Source organism: Amycolatopsis sp. NPDC043887, from assembly GCF_056435665.1.
The window spans coordinates 14064-32648 of sequence record NZ_JBWKEB010000006.1 but is presented as its reverse complement, the minus strand read 5'-3'; the positions used below and the strand labels follow the sequence as shown (position 1 = coordinate 32648).

General features: G+C 69.0%; 15 protein-coding genes. 9 read left to right on the top strand and 6 right to left on the bottom strand.

The annotated features are described in order from the left end of the window. Positions 1-20: 20 nt before the first annotated feature. Complete coding sequence (locus AC069H_RS17175; RefSeq protein ID WP_478229570.1) at positions 21-1175, bottom strand: branched-chain amino acid ABC transporter substrate-binding protein; 1155 nt, start codon at positions 1173-1175, stop codon at positions 21-23. Between the two features lie 465 nt (positions 1176-1640). On the opposite strand from AC069H_RS17175, the gene AC069H_RS17170 reads away from it, so the two are divergent. Continuing rightward, entirely contained in the window at positions 1641-2459 is an 819-nt protein-coding gene (locus tag AC069H_RS17170) for an alpha/beta hydrolase family protein (protein ID WP_478232956.1), read from the top strand. A gap of 130 nt (positions 2460-2589) precedes the next feature. Here AC069H_RS17170 and AC069H_RS17165 read toward each other — a convergent pair whose 3' ends face one another. Together AC069H_RS17165 and AC069H_RS17160 are read right to left on the bottom strand one after the other, a co-directional pair. After that, positions 2590-3549: a LysR family transcriptional regulator gene (locus AC069H_RS17165; protein ID WP_478232955.1), complete on the bottom strand. Its 960-nt coding sequence runs from the start codon at positions 3547-3549 to the stop codon at positions 2590-2592. 225 nt (positions 3550-3774) lie between these two features. Then, positions 3775-4203, bottom strand: a complete 429-nt coding sequence (locus AC069H_RS17160; protein ID WP_125682237.1) for a PaaI family thioesterase — start codon at positions 4201-4203, stop codon at positions 3775-3777. Positions 4204-4425: 222 nt separating this feature from the next. Here AC069H_RS17160 and polA point away from each other — a divergent pair, with 222 nt between their 5' ends. The 8 genes from polA to AC069H_RS17120 all read left to right on the top strand — a co-directional run bounded on the left by polA (position 4426) and on the right by AC069H_RS17120 (position 15208). Then, complete coding sequence (polA, locus tag AC069H_RS17155) at positions 4426-7167, top strand: DNA polymerase I (protein WP_478232954.1); 2742 nt, start codon at positions 4426-4428, stop codon at positions 7165-7167. Positions 7168-7231: 64 nt separating this feature from the next. After that, on the top strand, positions 7232-8317 hold the full coding sequence (locus AC069H_RS17150) for a S1 family peptidase (RefSeq protein ID WP_478232953.1): 1086 nt from the start codon (positions 7232-7234) through the stop codon (positions 8315-8317). Continuing rightward, a complete protein-coding gene (locus tag AC069H_RS17145) occupies positions 8239-8835 on the top strand; it encodes a hypothetical protein (protein ID WP_478232952.1) in 597 nt (198 codons plus the stop codon). The genes AC069H_RS17150 and AC069H_RS17145 overlap by 79 nt, the downstream gene beginning before the upstream one ends. Continuing rightward, positions 8832-11075 carry a serine/threonine-protein kinase gene (locus tag AC069H_RS17140; protein ID WP_478232951.1) on the top strand — a complete coding sequence of 748 codons (2244 nt, stop codon included), beginning with the start codon at positions 8832-8834 and terminating at the stop codon, positions 11073-11075. The genes AC069H_RS17145 and AC069H_RS17140 overlap by 4 nt, the downstream gene beginning before the upstream one ends. Positions 11076-11085: 10 nt before the next feature. Then, positions 11086-12501 carry a VWA domain-containing protein gene (locus AC069H_RS17135; protein ID WP_478232950.1) on the top strand — a complete coding sequence of 472 codons (1416 nt, stop codon included), beginning with the start codon at positions 11086-11088 and terminating at the stop codon, positions 12499-12501. Then, positions 12498-13586 (top strand): hypothetical protein, encoded by a 1089-nt coding sequence (locus AC069H_RS17130; protein ID WP_478232949.1) that lies wholly within the window; start codon positions 12498-12500, stop codon positions 13584-13586. The genes AC069H_RS17135 and AC069H_RS17130 overlap by 4 nt, the downstream gene beginning before the upstream one ends. Further along, positions 13583-14872 carry an ABC transporter substrate-binding protein gene (locus AC069H_RS17125; RefSeq protein ID WP_478232948.1) on the top strand — a complete coding sequence of 430 codons (1290 nt, stop codon included), beginning with the start codon at positions 13583-13585 and terminating at the stop codon, positions 14870-14872. Before AC069H_RS17130 ends, AC069H_RS17125 begins: the two co-directional genes overlap by 4 nt. Positions 14873-14881: 9 nt before the next feature. Beyond that, on the top strand, positions 14882-15208 hold the full coding sequence (locus AC069H_RS17120; protein ID WP_478229561.1) for a CU044_2847 family protein: 327 nt from the start codon (positions 14882-14884) through the stop codon (positions 15206-15208). A gap of 142 nt (positions 15209-15350) precedes the next feature. Here AC069H_RS17120 and AC069H_RS17115 read toward each other — a convergent pair whose 3' ends face one another. Genes AC069H_RS17115 through AC069H_RS17105 form a run of 3 tightly spaced genes read right to left on the bottom strand, consistent with a single transcriptional unit; the run spans position 15351 to position 18507 of the window. Continuing rightward, the gene (locus AC069H_RS17115) at positions 15351-15929 is read right to left on the bottom strand and encodes a TetR/AcrR family transcriptional regulator (RefSeq protein WP_478229560.1); all 579 of its coding nucleotides are present in this window, start codon (positions 15927-15929) and stop codon (positions 15351-15353) included. Further along, positions 15926-17821 carry a YhgE/Pip family protein gene (locus AC069H_RS17110; protein ID WP_478232947.1) on the bottom strand — a complete coding sequence of 632 codons (1896 nt, stop codon included), beginning with the start codon at positions 17819-17821 and terminating at the stop codon, positions 15926-15928. The genes AC069H_RS17115 and AC069H_RS17110 overlap by 4 nt, the downstream gene beginning before the upstream one ends. Then, on the bottom strand, positions 17818-18507 hold the full coding sequence (locus AC069H_RS17105) for an ATP-binding cassette domain-containing protein (protein WP_478232946.1): 690 nt from the start codon (positions 18505-18507) through the stop codon (positions 17818-17820). The genes AC069H_RS17110 and AC069H_RS17105 overlap by 4 nt, the downstream gene beginning before the upstream one ends. Between the last annotated feature and the right edge of the window lie 78 nt (positions 18508-18585).

Sequence of the window (18585 nt, the reverse complement as noted above, 5' to 3'; positions counted from 1 at the left end):
AGGTGTTCCTATCTGCTCCGTCAGCCGTTGAGCTTGGCTTCGGTCGAGACGCCGAGGTTCTTCAGGACACCACCGGTGACCTGGTAGATGTTGATCGCGTCCGTCGACGGTTCGCCGTTCTCCTTGAACTTGATCTGCTTCGAGGCACCCTTGAAGTCGATCGTCTTGAGGGCCTCGTTGATCTTCTCCGGGGTGTTGGCGCCGGTCTTGACCGCGTTGATGATGGCGGTCGCGGCGTCGTAACCCTCGCTCGAGTAGATCGCCGGGTCGACGTTGAACGCGGCCTTGTACTTGGTGCTGAACTCGTCGGTGGAGCCGGCGTCCGGGATGTTGCACGGGCAGCCGACGACGGCCTTCTCGGCGGCCGCGGCACCGGCACCGCTGACCAGCTGGGCGTCGAGCGAACCGTCACCGGTCGCGAAGGTGGCGGTCACGCCGCCGTCACGCAGCTGCTTGAGCAGACGGCCACCCTGGGCGTAGTAGCCACCGAAGAGGATGATGTCCGGGTTCGCGGCCTTGACCTTCTGCACGGTCGAGGAGTAGTCCGACGCGTCCTTGGCGAACTTGTCGCGATCGGACGGGACGTTCTTCTCCTTCAAGGTCTTCTCGAAGTTGTCGGCCAGGCCGACGCTGTATTCCTGGTCGTCCGAGATGATGTAGGCCTTCTTGGGCGACTTCGCCGTGATGAGGAAGTTGGCGATCGCCGGTCCCTGGCTGGCGTCGCTCGCGACGACGCGGTGCCAGTACTTCCATCCGTTCGAGGAGAGGCCCGCGTTGGTGGCCGAGGGCGAGACACTCGGGATCTTGTTCTGTTCCAGCTGACCGCCGATGGCCTTCGACTCACCGGAGAAGGCCGGGCCGATCAGCGCGGTGATCTTGTCCTGGCCGACGGCGGTCGCGATCAGCGACGTCGCCTGCTCGGGCTTGCCCTGGCTGTCGTATTCCTTGAGCTCCAGCTTGATCGCCGGGTTCGTCTTGTTGTACTCGTCGATAGCGAGCTTGGCGCCGTTGCGGGGCGGGATCACGATCCCGGAGTTCTCACCGGTGAGGTCACCCATGAACCCGATCTTCAGCGTGCTGCTGTCACCGCTGCCGGACGAGCTGCTGCCGCCGGCACAGCCCGCCAGCGCCAGCGACGCAGCCGCCGCGACGGCGAAAACCCGTCCAAAACGCACTCCTGACACCGACTACCTCCCATGACCAACCAGCCGCCGGTAGGCGTTGCCCCCGACACAGGGGCTAGGTTAGGGCAGGAAGATATCCCCCTACGCCATGATCTGCCCAGACGCCCATCACTCTGTGTCCACATCGTGACGGTCGAAACCAGAACGAATTGCACGAAAAGGCGAATGTTGCCGGTTGACGGGTCTTCGCTGGTCACGCTGGGGATTCACCGCTACCACGTCGATCATGCTCGTGGGTAATGATCATGTTTCGGCCGCGTATCTTGCGCTTTTTCGGCTCCTTCGTGGGCGGCCGTTCGTCGTAGCAATGCTGCCCCAAAGGGCGTCAACGGTGCCCGCTCTTCCCTTGTGCCGTGACAACCGATGGTTGTCGTCGCGGTCCGAACGGCTGTTGGATCTCGGCCCTGACCTCGCGATTAGCTGTCTCCAGAGCCGGAAACGAGGACCTGGGAGAACATGACGATGAGTGTCGAAACGATCGAAGGCGTTGCCGCGGGAGTTCCGTTCGTGGCGGTGCCGCCGTCGGACGGGAAACGTCCGGCGCCGCTGGTGCTGACGTGGCATCTGCTGGGCGCGCCGTTCAGCGAGACGGCCATGGCGGCGGCGCTGCCGATGCGGGACCTGCACGCGTGGCGGGTGCACCTCGGGTTGCCGCTGACCGGTAAACGGTTCCCCGATGGCGGTTTCGAGGGCTTCTTCCGGCTCGCGAGCGAGGACAACGTGCTCAATGTCGTCGAACCGCTCACCAGGCAGGTCGAGGCGGAGTTCCCGGCCGCGGTGGCGGAACTGCGCTCCCGCCTGTCCATTGAGGACGGACCGGTCGGGCTGGTCGGCGGTTCGCAGGGCGGCGCGGTCGCGTTGCAGATGCTGACCCACCCGGAGATCCCGGTGGCGGCTGCCGCGCTGGTGAACCCGGTGACTCAGCTGGCGCCGGTGATCGCGGCGAACGAACGGGTCTACGACGTCACCTATCACTGGTCGGACCGGTCCCGCGCGGTCGCGAACGAGTACGACTACGTGCGGCGGGCCGACGAACTGACCGCGCCGGTCCTGCTCGTCATCGGCGAGGAGGACGACGTTTCGATCACCGAACCGGCCGAGGCCCTGCACAAGGCGTTGGGGGAGCGGCGATCCGAGCTCGTCACCATCCCGGGGATGGCGCACGAATTCGCCGAGGCGCCCGGGCTCGAGCCCGCTCCGCAGACGGACCACGCGAAGCTGGTCGACGCCGAGCTCACGCGCTGGTTCGCCCGGCACCTAGGCGTTGTCCGGTGAGTCTGTTCGATGGGCTTCGTGATCCAGGTGGTTCCTGGCGGTGGGGGCGGATCGGCCTCGTACCGGGTTGTACTCGGCGCATCCGCCCGTGCCGTCAGGGGCCGCCTGGGCGCGAAGCCCGCGACCGGACTCACCGGGCAGCGCCTAACTGTCTGAGATCGTCGTCCGGCAGCCAAGACCGCGCGGGATCGTAGGTGCACCAACCTTCTTCGTGGCTGGTCCGGCCGGCGAGCGCCAGCAGGCGCCGCAGGGCCGGGCCTTCGCCGCGCCGCCACACCACCGACCACGGGAACAGCGGCGAGGGCTCGAACGGCAGAACGCGCAGATTGAGGTCGGAGGCGAGGTCCATGTCGGCGCCGGCGAGCGTGACCCGCTGCTTCCCGTAGCGAGTCTGTTCCAGTGTGTGTCTGAGGTCGTAACTGACGCCGGAGTCGTCGATCGGGACGTCGAATTCTTTGCATAGGCGTTGCAAATAAGAAAGCCATTCGACCGGGCCGCCCAATTGCGGAATCCAGATGCCTTCACTCCGGAGATCGGACAGTTTCAGGACATCGTTGCCCGCGAGTGGGTGTTCCGGTGCGAGAAGGGCGACCAACGGCTCCAGCCGGACAAGCCGGTGCTCGAGTTCCGCGGGCACTTCGCGGCCGAGGTCCGCGACGCGGCCGAACGCGAGATCGATCTCGCTGCGGACCAGCGGGTCGAGGGCGTTGGCCAGTCCACGTCCGGCGACGCGCTCGACCGCCAGTGCCGGGTCTCGCTGAGCGATACGGCGCAGCATGTACATGGGGGAGAGACGTGGATCGATGACGTCGAGGCGGGGCGGGCGGTCCTGCAGGCCCATCGCCGCGACGGCGGCGTCGGCCGCGCGGATCAGCTCGCGCGCGTGCGGGAGGAACCGGTCGCCGTCGGCGGTCAGCTCGACGGATCGGTTGGTGCGCCGGAAGAGCTGGACCGAAAGGGCGTCCTCGAGCTTCCGGACGCGCTTCGACAGCGCCTGCTGGGTGAGGAACAGGGATTCTGCCGCGCGACCGAAATGGCCGTGGTCGGCGGTGGCGACGAACGCGCGCACCTGGGCTGTGTCGAGATCCACGTCCCTGAAGGTACGTGAATGCCCCCTTCGCGTACTTCAGGCGCGTACCCCGAAGTCTCGGGCAGTAGTGAGGGCCTCCTTGCCTACCCTCAAGGTAGTGAAGGAGGCCTTCACGGATTTCCGGAGTGAGCGCATCCGTGGCAGTCGCCTATGTCATGAAAGGGTCGTTCAGGACGAATGACGTCCTGAACGACCCTTTCATGACACCTCGAGAGCCGGACGAGCTCACATGCCCGGCGGCCGCTCCCGCACCACGCACGTCAGCCGCGCCGTGCACGATCGGCGCCCCTGGTCGTCGGTCAGCACGATCTCGGCGGTCACGGTCCCGCGCCCGACGTGCACCGGGGTCGCGACACCGGTCACCCGCCCGGACCGGACCGCCCGGTGGTGCGTGCACGAAAGTTCGAGCCCCATCGTCGCCTTGTCGGTGCCGGCGTTGAGCGCGCAGACCATCGAACCGAGCGCCTCGGCGACGACGGCGTTCGCGCCGCCGTGGAGGAGGCCGTAGGGCTGGAGGTTGCCCTCTACCGGGATGCTGCCCACGACGCGTTCGGGACCGAATTCGCTGATCTCGAGCCCGAGCTTGTCGTTGAGCTGCTGTCCGGCGAAGGCCGGGTCGATCCCGGCGAAGGATTCGAGGGCTTGTTCGGTCACGCAGAGCTCCTTAACATTCGTGAACCCGCGACCACGATCGCGTCGCCAGGGCGCACGTTATCGAATTATTCTCACGTCCTGCCCCACGGACGCCCTGCCGCCCCGATCGCGGGGCCTCCGGCCTGGCGGGTTCCTGTGTCGAGGGGGCCGATCAGCGCCGCCGACAGCCCGCAACAGACACGACAGGTAGGACTGTCGGACCCTCACCCTAGACTCGCTCTCGTGAGCCCGAGTGAGAACACGACCGTTGCCAACGCCACACCCGCCACCGCACAGGCCGAGCGGCCCAAACTGCTGCTGATCGACGGCCATTCGATGGCGTATCGCGCGTTCTTCGCGCTGCCCGCGGAGAACTTCAAGACGAAGACCGGGCAGACGACGAACGCGGTATTCGGGTTCACCTCGATGCTCATCAACCTGCTGCGCGACGAGGCGCCGACCCACCTCGCGGTGGCGTTCGACCTGTCCCGCAAGACGTTCCGGTCGGAGACGTACGCGGAGTACAAGGCCAACCGCAGCACCACCCCGGACGAGTTCAAGGGGCAGGTCGGGCTGGTCGAGGACGTGCTGAAGGTCCTCGGCATCCCGGCGCTGACCAAGGAGAACTACGAAGCCGACGACATCATCGCCACGCTCACGACACAGGCGACCGCCGAAGGTTTCGACGTCCTCATCTGTACGGGCGACCGTGACGCGCTCCAGTTGGTGACCGACCAGGTCACCGTGCTGTACCCGAAGCGCGGCGTGTCGGAGATGACCCGGTTCACCCCGGAGGCGGTCGAGGAGAAGTACGGCCTCACCCCGGCGCAGTACCCGGACTTCGCCGCGCTGCGTGGCGACCCCTCGGACAACCTGCCCAGCATCCCTGGCGTCGGTGAGAAGACGGCCGCGAAGTGGATCAGGCAGTTCGGGTCGTTCAACGAGCTGGTCGACCGGGTCGACGAGGTCAAGGGCAAGGTCGGCGACGCGCTGCGCGAGCACCTCGGCGCGGTCATGCTGAACCGCCAGCTCACCGAGCTGATCCGCGACGTCGAGCTGGAGCTCGGCCCGACCATGCTCGAGCTGCGCCCGTGGGACCGCGAGGCCGTCCACGCGCTGTTCGACGAGCTCGAGTTCCGCGTCCTGCGGGACCGGCTCTTCGCCACTCTGCAGAGTGCCGAGCCCGAGGCCGAAGAGGGTTTCGAGGTCAGCGGTTCGAAGCTCGCGCCGGGCGCGCTCACGGAATGGCTCTCCACGCACACCGGCCAGGACCAGCCGGTCGGCCTGGCGTTCCGCACCACCGGGGCCTCGGTCCGCTCCGACCTGAAGGCCATCACGTTCGCGGCCGCGGACGGTGAGGGCGCGTATGTCGACGTCACCGCGATGGACGCCGAGGACGACAAGGCGCTCACGGCCTGGCTCGCCGATGAGAAGATCAAGAAGATCGGCCACGAGCTCAAGGTCCCGCTGCACGCCGTCCGCGCGCGCGGCTGGACGTTCGCCGGGCTCGTCATGGACACCGCGCTCGCGGCGTACCTGGTCCGCCCTGGCCAGCGCACCTTCGAGCTCGACGACCTGGCCCTGCGGTACCTGCACCGTGAGCTGCGGTCCGAGGCCGACACCGGGGACGGGCAGCTTTCGCTGCTCGACGGTGGCGCCGAGGACATGGAGCAGAAGGAGATCCAGGCCGAGCTGGTCAAGGCCCGCGCGGTCGCGGAGCTCGCGGGCGCGCTGACCAAGGAGCTCGAAGAACTGGGCGGCGCGCAGCTGCTCGCCGAGCTCGAACTGCCGCTGCTGCAGGTGATCACCGGCCTCGAAGCGGCGGGTATCGCGGTCGACATCGAGCATCTGACCGATCTGGAAGCGCACTACCTCGGCCGGGTGACACAGGCCGCGGAGGAGGCGTACGCGGTAATCGGCAAGCAGGTCAACCTCGGTTCGCCGAAGCAGCTGCAGGTCATCCTGTTCGACGAACTCGGCATGCCGAAGACCAAACGCACGAAGACCGGCTACACCACCGACGCCGAGGCGCTGCAGAGCCTGTTCGAGAAGACCGAGCACCCGTTCCTGCAGCATCTGCTGGAGCACCGGGACGCGACCAGGCTGCGCACCACGGTCGAGGGCCTGATCAAGTCGGTCGCCGACGACGGCCGCATCCACACCACGCTGCTGCAGACGATCGCCGCCACCGGACGGCTCTCGTCGGTCGACCCGAACCTGCAGAACATCCCGATCCGCACCGAGGAAGGCCGCCGCATCCGCGACGCCTTCGTCGTCGGCGACGGGTACGCCGAGCTGATGACGGCGGACTACAGCCAGATCGAAATGCGGATCATGGCGCACCTCTCGCAGGACGAAGGGCTGATCCAGGCCTTCAACAGCGGCGAGGATCTGCACACTTTCGTGGCGTCGCGCGCGTTCTCGCTGCCGCCGGAGGAGATCACGCCGGAACTGCGCTTCCGGGTGAAGGCGATGTCGTACGGCCTGGCGTACGGGCTTTCGGCGTACGGGCTTTCGCAGCAGCTGCGGATCTCGACCGAAGAGGCCAAGGAACAGATGGAGGCGTACTTCTCCCGTTTCGGCGGCGTGCGCGACTACCTCCATTCGGTCGTGGGCGACGCGGCGAAGGTCGGTTACACCGAGACCATCTTCGGCCGCCGCCGTTATCTGCCGGACCTCAACAGCGACAACCGGCAACGCCGCGAAATGGCCGAGCGGATGGCGCTCAACGCCCCCATCCAGGGCAGCGCGGCGGACATCATCAAGGTCGCCATGCTCAACGTGCACAAGGCGCTGACCGAGGCGAAGCTGAAGAGCCGCGTGCTGCTGCAGGTCCACGACGAACTCGTCCTCGAGGTCGCCGGTGGCGAGCGCGAGCAGCTCGAATCGTTGGTGCGCCAGGGAATGGGCTCCGCCTACGAACTGGCGGTCCCGCTGGAGGTCTCGGTCGGATACGGCCGGTCCTGGAACGACGCCGCGCATTAGGCCTCGTGAGTGGTAATGACGGTTAGAACCGTCATTACCACTCACGATCGGTAGGGTCTTTCGCGTGACTTCCGAGCGCAGACGCTGGCGGGTGCGGCTGCGCGATCACCGTGGGCGGATCCTGGGCGCCGGGACCATGCTCGACGGCGAACACCTCCTCACCTGCGCTCATGTGATCGAAGGCCACGACGACGTCGCCGTGGATTTCGTGGCGCTTCCCGGCGTGGAGCCAGGAATCGCCACGATCCTCGCGCAGGCGGCGCCCATCGGTGACGACGGCGGGGACATCGCGTTGCTCCGGTTGCGCGACCCCGAGGAACAGATCTCCGGCGCCCCGCTCCACCGGACGGCTCTCGAAGACGGCCAGCGAGTCCGCGCGTACGGCTTCCCGCGCGGTTCGGACGGCATGTGGTCGTTGGCGACCGTCGTCGGCGACGGCGGTCACGGGCTTGAGCGCGTCCAGTTGCACCGCACTCCGGACGCCGAGCCGATCACCCACGGCTTCAGCGGTTCCGCGGTGATCGCCGAGAAGACCGGCCACGTCGTCGGCATGGTCGCCACCCGATACGCGACCGAGGCCGCCCGGGTCTCGTGGATGATCCCGGTCGAGACCATGCTCGGGTACCTGCCTGCCCTGCGCCGCTGGGCCGAAGGCAGCCCCGCGATCGACCCCAGCTTCGTGCAGAACCCGGAACCGCCCGCGATCGATCCGCTGTTCGCCCGCGAATTCGCCCGGTGGCTCGGCGGGCACGGCCGGGCGGACGTCCGGGTGATCATCATGGGCGAGCACGATTCCGCCGTGGCCGCCTCGCTGCGGCGCGCCGTCGTCCTCGCCGACCGCGAACGCGGCGCGGGCCGGAGCGTGACCGGGCCGACGGTGCCGCCGCTGGGCAGTGTCGTGCTCGCCGTCGAGCCGTCGGCAAAACCGCCGACGAGGTCCGCCGCCGGATCTCCGACCGGCTCGACGTCGCCGCGGATTCGCCCGCCGGCCGTCACGGGTCCGCCCGCACCGTCGTCGTCTCCGGAATCGACGAAGCGGCCGAGCCCGACGCGCTCGTCGGCGAGGTGCTCGTGCCGCTGGCCCAGCGCGCGCACGAACTCGGGCTGCGGCTCGCGCTGGCGTTCCGCGAGGAGACGTCGCCGGGGGTGAACGTGGTCCGGTCGAGCACGGACGTCCTGCCCGCCGGCGAGGACGACACCGAGGGCCGCCTCGCCCTGCTGGAAACCCGGTTGGGTGAACTCGACAGCCTGGAGAAGGAGAATCTGAGCGACGCGCCCCGCTTCTCCGACGCCCCACACGTCCATCCCAAGACGCGACGGCTGAGAGGCGCGTTGACACAACTGCGTTCGGCGGAGAAGGACGGCGAAACCGAGTGGGTGAAACGGCAGCTTCCGGTCTGCGAGCGAGCCGTGGCCAAGACGGTCGAGCGCGCCCGCGACCTTCGTCGTCTCCTCGACGAGAACCTCGCGCGGCGCGCGGAACTGCGCGCCCGGCTGGACGCGTACGGGGAGATGGCTCGTAACAGCGGCCTCGTCGAAGACGTCGAACTGGATGCCGCCTACGCACCCGCCTGGCGGATGCTCTTCGAAGGACCGTGCGACCTCGCGGCCGCGGCGGCGGCCGTCGAGCGGTACGCGGACACCGTACGGAAACGGATCGACGGATGACGGCCTGCGGACACGACGGCTGCCCGGGTGTGCTCGGCAAGACCGGGTTCTGCAAGATCTGCGGATTGCCGCCCGGGACACCGGAAGAGCCCGCGCCGCGGGAGAAACCGACCCTGGTGATCCCCGGCCCCGGCGAGGCGCCGACCAGGATCACCAGCACGGTGGTCACCCGTTCCCAGCAGATCGCGGGCCACGCGAGCGCGGACGACCGGGTCCCGCTGCCGGTCGTCGAACTCCCGGACGTCGCGGGCCGCCTGCTCACCGAACCGCATGTCCCGGAAGAGGAACGGTTCTGCGGCAAGCACGGATGCACGGCCACTCCGGTCGGCCGCTCGGTCGGCGGCGGACCCGCGCCTGCCGAAGGGTTCTGCCCGGTCTGCCGGACGTCGTTCTCCTTCGCGCCCAAGCTCGCGGCCGGCGACGTGGTCGACGGCCGGTACCACGTGCTGGGCTGCGTCGCGCGCGGTGGGCTCGGATTCGTCTACCTGGCGACGGATTCCGGTCTCGGCGACCGGTACGTCGCGCTCAAGGGCCTGATCAACACGAACAACACCGCCGCCGTCCGGATCGCGGAGACCGAAAGCCAGGTGCTCACCGCGCTGGACCATCCGAACGTAGTCCGGATCCTCGACGTGGTCGAACACGAGGACCTCCGCTACATCGTCATGGAGTTCGTCGACGGGCTTTCCCTGCGGGAGGTCAAGAACCGCGGCCGGGCCGGGCTGGACTCCAGTGAAGGGCGGCTGCTCGTCGAGCACGTCGTGGCGTACGGGCGCGAGATCCTGACCGCGCTCGACTACCTGCACGGCGAGGGCCTGCTGTACTGCGACATGAAGCCGGACAACGTGATCCACGGCGAGAAGCGGATCAAGCTCATCGATTTCGGCGCCATCCGCAAGATCACCGACGACGAAAGCCCGATCGTCGGCACCGAGCACTATCAGGTCTCGCCGCGGGAACGGGCGGAACACGGGCTCACCGTCCGGTCCGACATCCACACCGTCGGCGTGACGCTGCGGGAGCTCTTCCAGGCCAGCGACGGCTGGTCGGTCACCACCGACGCGCGCGGTGTCCGGTTCGGCATCGAATCGTTCCTCCGAGTCCTCGACCGGGCGACCGCCCCGTTCGAACAACGGTTCGCGACCGCGCGCGAGATGCTGGTCCAGCTCGACGGTGTGCTCGGTGAGATCCTTTCCTTGCGGGACAAGCAATCCAGGCCCGCCGCCTCGACGTTGTTCACCGAAGGGGCGATCCTGCTCGACGCGGGACTCGGCCAGGCGCCGCCGCTGGAGCACTGGACGCGGGGGACACCCGTCTCGCTCGGCGCACGCCCGTCCGCCGCGGAGATCGCCGTCGGTCTCCCGGTGCCGCGCGAGGATCCGGACGACCCACAGGCGAACTTCCTCCGCGCCGTCCGCGCGCCCGACGCCGCGCGGCTGCTGAAGAAGCTCGACAAGGTGCCGGGTTCGGTCGAGGTCGAGTTCCGCCGGTGCCGGGCACGGCTGGAACTCGGGGCGACCGTCGAAGCCGTGCTGGCGGTGGCGGAGGCCGAACGGCTGCTCGGCGAACGCGCCGCCCATGACTGGCGTGTGGCGTGGCATCGGGGCCTGCTCGCGCTCGGCGCGGGCGACTTCGCCGCGGCGAAGGAGAAGTTCACCGCCGTGTACCGCGACATCCCCGGCGAGGAGCCGCCGAAACTCGCGCTGGGGCTCTGCGAGGAGCATCTCAACGGCGCGGTCGCCGCCGAGCGGTACTACGACGCGCTGTGGGTGCGGGACCGGTCGCAGGTCAGCGCGGCGTTCGGGCTCGCGCGGGTCCGGCTGCTGCGCGGCAACCGCGCCGCCGCCGTCGAGATCCTCGACCAGGTCCCGGAATTCTCGCGTTACGACGAGGCGGCGCGGATCGCCGGGGTGCGGGTGCTGTCCGCGCCGATGCCGGGCACGGGTGACCTTCCGGCGTCGGCCGAACTCGACGACGCGGTGGTCCGCCTGACCGCTCTGGATCTCGACGGCGACTCCCTCGACAGGCTGGTGACGGCCGTGCGTGAGACGGGACTGGCCGCCGTGCTCCTCGGGCAGGACGGGATCACCGACGGCGAGATCCTGCGCGCAGGCGAAATGGGCGCTCGCACGGTGCTGGACAAGGCGTACCGGCGGCTCGCCCACCACGCGCCGACGCCGGAAGCGCACGACGTGCTGATCGATCTCGCCAATTCCGTGAGACCGGTGACGCTGGTGTGAAAGGGGACTGATGAGCGGGGAGCCGAGTCTGGGTCTCGAGGTGCATCAGAACAAGTTCCTGGCCGAGGGGGACCGGGCGATGACCGCGATCGTCCGGGTCGTCTCCCGCGGCGGTGAGGCGGCCGTGACCACGACGGCCGCCGAAGTCCTGATGATCGACTGCTCCAGTTCGATGCGCTTCCCCAGCACCAAGATCGGCGAAGCCCGGCGGGCGGCAGCGGCGGCCATCGACGTCCTGCCCGACGGCGTGCGGTTCGCCGTCATCCAGGGCACCGACCGCGCGAAGATGATCTACCCGGCCGAGGACGGCCTGGTGACCGCGTCCGCGGCGACCCGCGCGGAGGCACGCGCCGCCGTCGAGCACCTTGCGGCCGTCGGCGGCACCGCGATGGGCGCCTGGCTCGCCAAGGCACGCGACCTCTTCGACCTCGTGCCCGGCGCCGTCCGCCACGCGATCCTGCTCACCGACGGCCGCAACGATTCGCAGACCAGGGCCGACCTGATGAGCGTGCTGAACAGCTGCGAGGGCCGGTTCGTCTGCGACGCCAGGGGGATCGGCGACGGCTGGGAGCCCGCCGAACTCACCCAGATCGGCCGGGTGTTGCGCGGGAACGTCGACTCGGTCGTCGAGGACGACAAGCTCGCCGAAGATTTCCGGCAGCTGGTCGAGAGCGCGATGACGAAGGTGTTGCCCGAGGTCCGGCTGCGCATCGGCACCATGCCGTTCAGCAGGCTGCGGTCGGTCAAGCAGGTGTTCCCCGACGAATACGACCTCACCGACCGGTGCCAGGAGGCCGCCGTCCGCGAGCAGGAGCTGTCGCTCGGTTCGTTCGCGAGCGACGAGACGCGGGACTACCAGCTGATCCTGGATCTCGATCCGGACCTCGAACCCAGCCATGGGCAGGATCGTCAGCTGGCGTGGACGGAACTCGTCCCCGTGCCGGGAGCCACGGTCGAGGAGGACGCGCTGGCCATCGCGGGGAGGTGGACCCACGATCCGATCCCGCCGACGCTGATTCACCCGATGGTTTCGAAATACGCCGCCCAGGCCGATCTCGGTGAGGCGCTGATCTCCGGCGGCGACGCCTACGCGGCAGGAGACCGCGCCGGGGCCGAGCAGGCTTGGGGCCGGGCGGTCGCCTTGGCCACCGCCGCGGGCGACGAAGAGACGCTGAGCCGTCTCTCGGGAGTCGTGGAGATCGTCGACGCCGAGAAAGGGCTCGTGCGCCTGCGGCCGGACGCGACACGCAGTCACGCGTTGCACGCCGTCATCCCGTCGAGGGTTTCGGAAATCGCTCTTCCACAGGAAGATCGGCCGATGCCCGAAGGAGCACCGCTCACCTGTGCCGCCTGCCCCGCGCTTTCGCCCGCCGGGGCGAACTTCTGCGTCGGCTGCGGAAGACCGTTCGGCGAGGCGGTTTCGTGACGGCCACCCGGGTGCGGCTGGTCCGGCTCCGGACCGCCCTGCTGGCGCTCACCCTCGCGGTACTGGTGGTGTCGCTGTGGGCGTTCCAGAACGTCCAGAACACGGCGGAGACCGTCCGCGACCGCACCGCGCACGCGGTACTCGAAGTGACCGCCGCCCGGGCCGCGCTGGTGGCCGCCGACGCCGCGGCGATCGCGAGTTTCGCCTCCGGCGAGGCGAGACTCGCCGGACCGGGGCAGGAGTACTCGAATCAGCTGGCGCTGGCGAGCCAAAGTCTCGCTAGGGTCGCGGAGTTCAACCAGGCGGGTGAGGAAGGCGGTAACGCGCTTCAGGTGATCGAAAGCCAGGTCGCGGCCTACTCGGGCTCCATCGGACAAGCCGACGTGCACTTCCGCCAGCCGGACGCCGCCGTACTGGGCGCGGTCGACCTCTGGCACGCCTCACGGCTGCTGCACGCTCCCGGCGGTGTCCTGGAGGAGCTGGAAGCGTTGCAGGGCAGGCAACGCGAGGCGCTGAACCGGCAACTGGCGGCCACCGGGATGAGTCTCGCGATGCTCCCGCTGTGGCTTCTGCCAGTGCTCGCCCTCCTGGTGCTGCTGGTCTTCACCCAGCTGTACCTGAGGAAACGGTTTCGCCGCGTGGCGAACGTCCCGCTGCTCGCGGCGACCGTGCTGATCGCCGCCATCGGGGTGGCCCTGGTGTTCACCTTGATCAGCCGGGGCAGGCTGGACTCGGTCGGAGAGCGGCTCGACGGCGTCGCCGCCGCGCGGGCCGCGCAGCTCCAGGCGGCCGACGACGACGGCCAGCGACGGCTCGCCGAGCTGCTGGCCGGGTACTGCGACGAGGAGCAGGGATGCGGTGTGACCGTCGACGGGTTCCGGGAGCGGGTACGGCAGGCCACCGCGCCGGCGACCGACAACACGCGGGTGGCCACGGCGGGCGCGAGGGCGGTGGCGGCCGACGCCTCCGCCGCGGCCGAATCCGGCGGGCGGGAATTCCTGATCCCGGCCGGCACCCTGCTCGCGGGCGGGCTCGTCCTTCTCGGCCTGCACGCCAGGATCGACGAATACCGGTACCGCCCGTGAAACGCCTGCTGGCCGTGGTGATGGCGCTGACGCTCGTCGCGGGCGGCTGTACGGCGTCGGCGGAGGACGGGCCGGTCGTCGTCCTCGCGTCCTGGACCGGGGAGGAGGAGAAGGCGTTCCGTCAGGTGCTGGACGCTTTCAAGGCCGACACCGGGATCGACTACCTCTACGAGGGCACGCGGGCCGTCGACCAGGTGCTCGCTTCGGACGTCCAGCGTGGCACGCCGCCGGACGTGGCCGTCCTGCCCAACGCCGGGGTGCTCGCGAAGTACCAGAAGTCGGGTGACCTGCTGCCGCTCGAAGAAGACCTCTCCGCCGCCGTGACACGATCCTTCAGCCCGCAATGGGTCACGCTGCAGCAGATCGGCACCGAGAAGTTGTACGCGGTCGCCGTGAAGGCCGACCTCAAGAGCCTGATCTGGTACAACCCCGCGCGGATGACCGGGATCCGTCCCACGACGTTCGCCGGGCTCCGCGAGTACTCCGCCGGGCTGGCGGCCGCCGGCGGTACGCCCTGGTGCGTCGGGATGGGCGCCCCGCCCGCCTCGGGCTGGCCGGGAACCGACTGGATCGAGGACATCCTGCTGCACTCGGCGGGCCCCGGCAAGTATCGGCAGTGGGCGTCCGGCGGCCTCGAATGGAGGTCGCCGGAGGTCAAACAGGCCTGGCTGGACTGGGGTTCCCTGATCGAGCCCAGCGCGATCCGCGGCGGTACCGCGGCCGCGCTGCTGACCGATTTCGGCGACGCGGGCAAGCCGATGTTCACCGACCCGCCGGGCTGCGCGCTCGAACACCAGGCGTCGTTCATCATGAGCCGGCACCAGAACTTCCCGCGGCCCGGCGGGACGTTTCCCAAGCCGGGTACCGATTTCGACTTCCTCACCTTTCCGGGGCGGGACGTCTCCGAGGTCGCCGCCGACCTCGCCGGGATGTTCCAGGACACGCCCCAGGCGCGGAAGCTGATGGAATTCCTCGCTTCGGAGAAGGCGCAGCGGATCTGGCCTTCGATTCCCCGCGCGAACGCCTTCTCCGCCAACCGGAAGCTCGGCCTCGACGTCTATCCGGACCAGGTGAGCCGGAAGGTCGCGGACACGATCACCACGGCGTCCGCGCTGTGCTTCGACGCGTCGGACCTGATGCCCGCGACGATGACCGGCGCGTTCCACCGTGCCGTCCTGGAGTACCTGAGCAACCGGGACCGCCTGGACATCCTGCTGAGGCAACTCGACGACGTCCGGGAGAGCATCCAGCCCGGCGAATGGTTGAAAATCCATTGTGGACAGTGAGGAGCATCGGTGAACGACCTGGCGCGGTTCCCCCTCGAAGGCGGCGGTTCGGTGGTCGTCGAGATCGACCCGGTCCCCGGCACCTCCCGGGTCTCCCGGCGTGACGACCTGGTCGAGGACGCCAAGGGGTCCTTCGAAGCGGCGCTCGCGAACGTCAAGGACGCGGCCGTGGCGGCACTGGACACCTTCCGGTCGATGACCAGGGGGCCGGACGAGGTCGAGCTCAAGTTCGGCGTCAAGCTGACCGCGCAGGCGGGCGCGGTCATCGCGAAAACGGGACTGGAGGGAAACTTCGAGGTCAAGCTGAAGTGGGCCCGGGAGACCGAAGACGCGTGATCGGAGCCCGCACTCGCGTGCTTGAAGCCGGAACACACGTGCTTGAAGCCGGAACACGCTCCGCACCGAGAGATCCGGCTTCAAGCACGCGAGATCCGGGTTAACGCACGCGAGATCCGGCTTCAAGCACGCGAGATCCGGTCTAGCGGCCGAGGCCCCGGATCAGCACCATCACTGATTCCCGCACGTCGTCCCGCGTCCGCTTCGGCTGGAACACCTGCCAGTCGAGGGCGACCACCAGCATCGTGCCGAACAACCCGGCCGCGGCCGTCTGGATCTGGACGCCGTCGGGCAGCCGCCCGGCGGCGTCCAGCCGGTGGAGCTGTTCGCGCACGATCGAGATGATCTCCTCGCGCAGCAACGTCAGCGTCTCGTGCCAGGTGCCGGGCGTACGCCACATCTCGCTCACCAGGATCTGCGAGAAACCGGGGTATTCGGCGATGAACTCCAGCGCACCGTCCACTTGCGACTCGATCACGTCCATCGGGTCGCCGTCGCCGGTCGCCGCGCGCAGCCGGTCCGCGAGCACGCCGACGCCGTAGCGCAGCAGTGCGTCGACAAGGCCGTCCTTGCTGCCGAAGTTGTAGTAGACGGTGCCCTTCGCGACCTTCGCCTCGGCCGCGATGTCGTCCACTGTCAGCCCGACGAGGCCGCGGCTGGCCGACAGCCGCAGCGTCGCCTCGAACAGCTTCTGCTTCGTCGCCTCACCCCGGGGACTCACAACGCCAGCTCGGGTTTCAGCGCCGAAACCGTCCAGGTGCGCCGTTTCCGCGCAGCCAGCGTCGAGACCAGGATCCCGCCGACGAGATAGGCGAGAAGGACACCGATGTCACCGAGGATCTCCATCGAGGCGCCACTGTAGAGCAGGTGCCGGAACCCGTCGATCGCGTAACCCATCGGCAGCACGATGTGCAACGGGTACAACGCGTCCGGGATGGTCTGCCACGGGAACGTGCCACCGGCGCTCACCAGCTGGAGCACCAGCAGGACCAGGCCGAGGAACTTCCCGACGGCGCCGAAGAACGCGTTGAGCGCGTGCACCACCGACGTGAAGGTCAGCGACACCAGCACCGCGAACCCGATCGCGCCGAGCGGATGCGCGACGTCGATGCCGACCAGCCAGGTCACCGCGCCGAACAGCACGATCACCTGCGCGATCCCGAGCAGCGCGGAGGACAGCCAGCCGCCGAGCGCGACCTTGAACGGCGACGCGCCGGCGGTCAGCGCGCGGGTCGAGAGCGGGCGCAGCAACAGGAACAGCACGAACGCGCCGATCCAGGTCGCGAGCGAGATGAAGAACGGGGCGAGACCCGCGCCGTAGGTCCCGGCCGAGGCGACACCGGAGGAGTTGACCGCCACCGGGTCCGCGATGGTGTTGGCGGTCGCCGCGCGGGTGGGGTCGTCCGGGTTCGGGATCTCCTTGAGCCCGGCGGCGAGCCCGTCGCGCAGCTGCACCGCGCCGTCGGCGAGCTGGTTCGTGCCGGTGACCGCGGACTTCTCGCCGTCGTTCAGTTTCGCGGCGCCGTCACGGATCTGCGCGGAGGCGTCGGCCGCCTGCGCGATGCCGCCGGTGAGCTGCGGTGTGGCGGACGCCAGCTGGTGCGCGCCGTCGGACACCTGCCGGGCGCCGGACGCGAGCTGGATCAGCTGGCTGTTCGCGCCCTGGATCTTCGTGTTCGCCTGGTCGACCGGCGAACGGAGGGTGTCGAGGCGGCTCAGGATCTCCTGGACCTTCGTCTCGGGGACGCCGGCGTCGCGCAGGTCCTGCGCGAGCTGGGTGCGGTAACCGTCGAGTTTGGCCTGGATGTCGCCGGAGGCCGTCGCCGCGAGCGAGGCGGCGTCGGCGACCTTCTGGTTCCCGTCGGCGACCTGACCGGCGCCGTCGGCGAGTTTCTGCGTCTGCGCGGGGAGCTGGGCGGTACTGGATTTCAGGGTGCCGAGCCCGGTCGCCAGCTGGGAGCTGCCGGAGGCGAGCTGGGAGGCGCCGTCCGCCAGTTGCTGCTGTCCCGTCTTGAGTTTGCCCGCACCGTCGGCGAGCTGGGAAGCGCCCGTCGAGGCTTCCTGGATCTTGCCGTAGATCGTGGAGAACCCGACCAGGAACTTGTCCGCGGCCTCGCTGCCGACCTTCTCCGCGATCGTCTTGCGGACCTGTTCGGCCACCTGTTTCGCGATGGTCCCGGACAGATAGTTGTTCGCGTCGTTGGTGGTCAGCGTGATCGTCGCCTGCTGGGGCTGGAAGTTGCCGGAGGACAGCAGCGCGGCGGAGAAGTCGCGCGGAATGCCGATGGCGAACGAGTACTTGTCGTCGCGGACGCCCTTCGCCGCCTCCTCCGGGGACACCTCGTGCCACTGGAACGTGCCGGACTTGACCAGTTCGTCGGTGACCTCGCGGCCGACGTTGCGTTCCGCGCCGGCCGAGTCCTTCGCGCCGGTGTCGGCGGTGAAGACGGCGGCGGGCAGCTTGTCCAGACGCGAGTACGGGTCGTAGTTCGCGTAGAGGTAGAAGGACGCGTAGAGCAGCGGCACCAGGACGAGCGCGGCCATGGCGAGCTTCGGCAGGGTGCCGCTGCTCAGCCGGCGCAGCTCGTTGGCGGCGATCCGGACGGGATTCATTCCTGGTCTCCTGAAGTCTTTTCGATCTCCGCGGTTTCGGCGGGCTCGGGCTCGACGGGCGCGCAGCGCACGGGGTCGGGCTGGTCGAGGGCGCCGCAGAGGGCGGGTTTCTCCGGCAGGGCCGAAACCGGGGTGGTGGCGGTCAGCACGATGACGGCGAGGCCGCGCTCGGCGTGCTCGCGGGCGAGCTTCGCCCAGCTGCCGACGTCGCTGGTGTGCCGGTCCGGGGTGTCGAGCACGAGGACGCCGACCCCCTTGCGGTCCGCGGCGAGCGCGGTGAGCAGCCGAGTGCGCATCACCGGTTCGAGATTCTCGAAGCGTGTGGTGGCGAAGGCGGCGGCGTCGTGCTCGGCCAGCCAGCTCGCGACGGCGGCCTTGTTCGCCGGTCGCTTCGCCAGTTCGAGTTCCTCCCCGACGACGACCTGCAGCGACAACGCGCCGTCCGGCTCGCTCACGCCGGGGGAGTCGACGATCGCCACGACCTGGTGCGGGTCGCCGCCCTCGACGGTCACCGTCCCGGTGGCGGGCTTCAGCCTGCCTGCCAGCGCCAGCCCGAAGGCGGTGACACCGACCCCCGGCTCGCCGTGCACGATCGCCAGCTCACCGCCCGAAACGGTGAGCGAAGTAGGCGACAGCAACGTGCCGTGGGGTCCGGTCACGGACACCCTGTCGGCTTGAACCCGCACGAAGAACTCCCAGGTCGGTGACTCGCGGAACTTGAACTGACTGGTCAGTTCAAAAGTTAGCCCTGACCTGGGAGGTAT

Bases quoted from the DNA above. Each gene is read 5' to 3' on its own strand.
- AC069H_RS17170 (WP_478232956.1), top strand. From the start codon at position 1,641: ATGACGATGAGTGTCGAAACGATCGAAGGCGTTGCCGCGGGAGTTCCG.
- AC069H_RS17140 (WP_478232951.1), top strand. From the start codon at position 8,832: ATGACGGCCTGCGGACACGACGGCTGCCCGGGTGTGCTCGGCAAGACC.
- AC069H_RS17135 (WP_478232950.1), top strand. From the start codon at position 11,086: ATGAGCGGGGAGCCGAGTCTGGGTCTCGAGGTGCATCAGAACAAGTTC.
- AC069H_RS17110 (WP_478232947.1), bottom strand. From the start codon at position 17,821: ATGAATCCCGTCCGGATCGCCGCCAACGAGCTGCGCCGGCTGAGCAGC.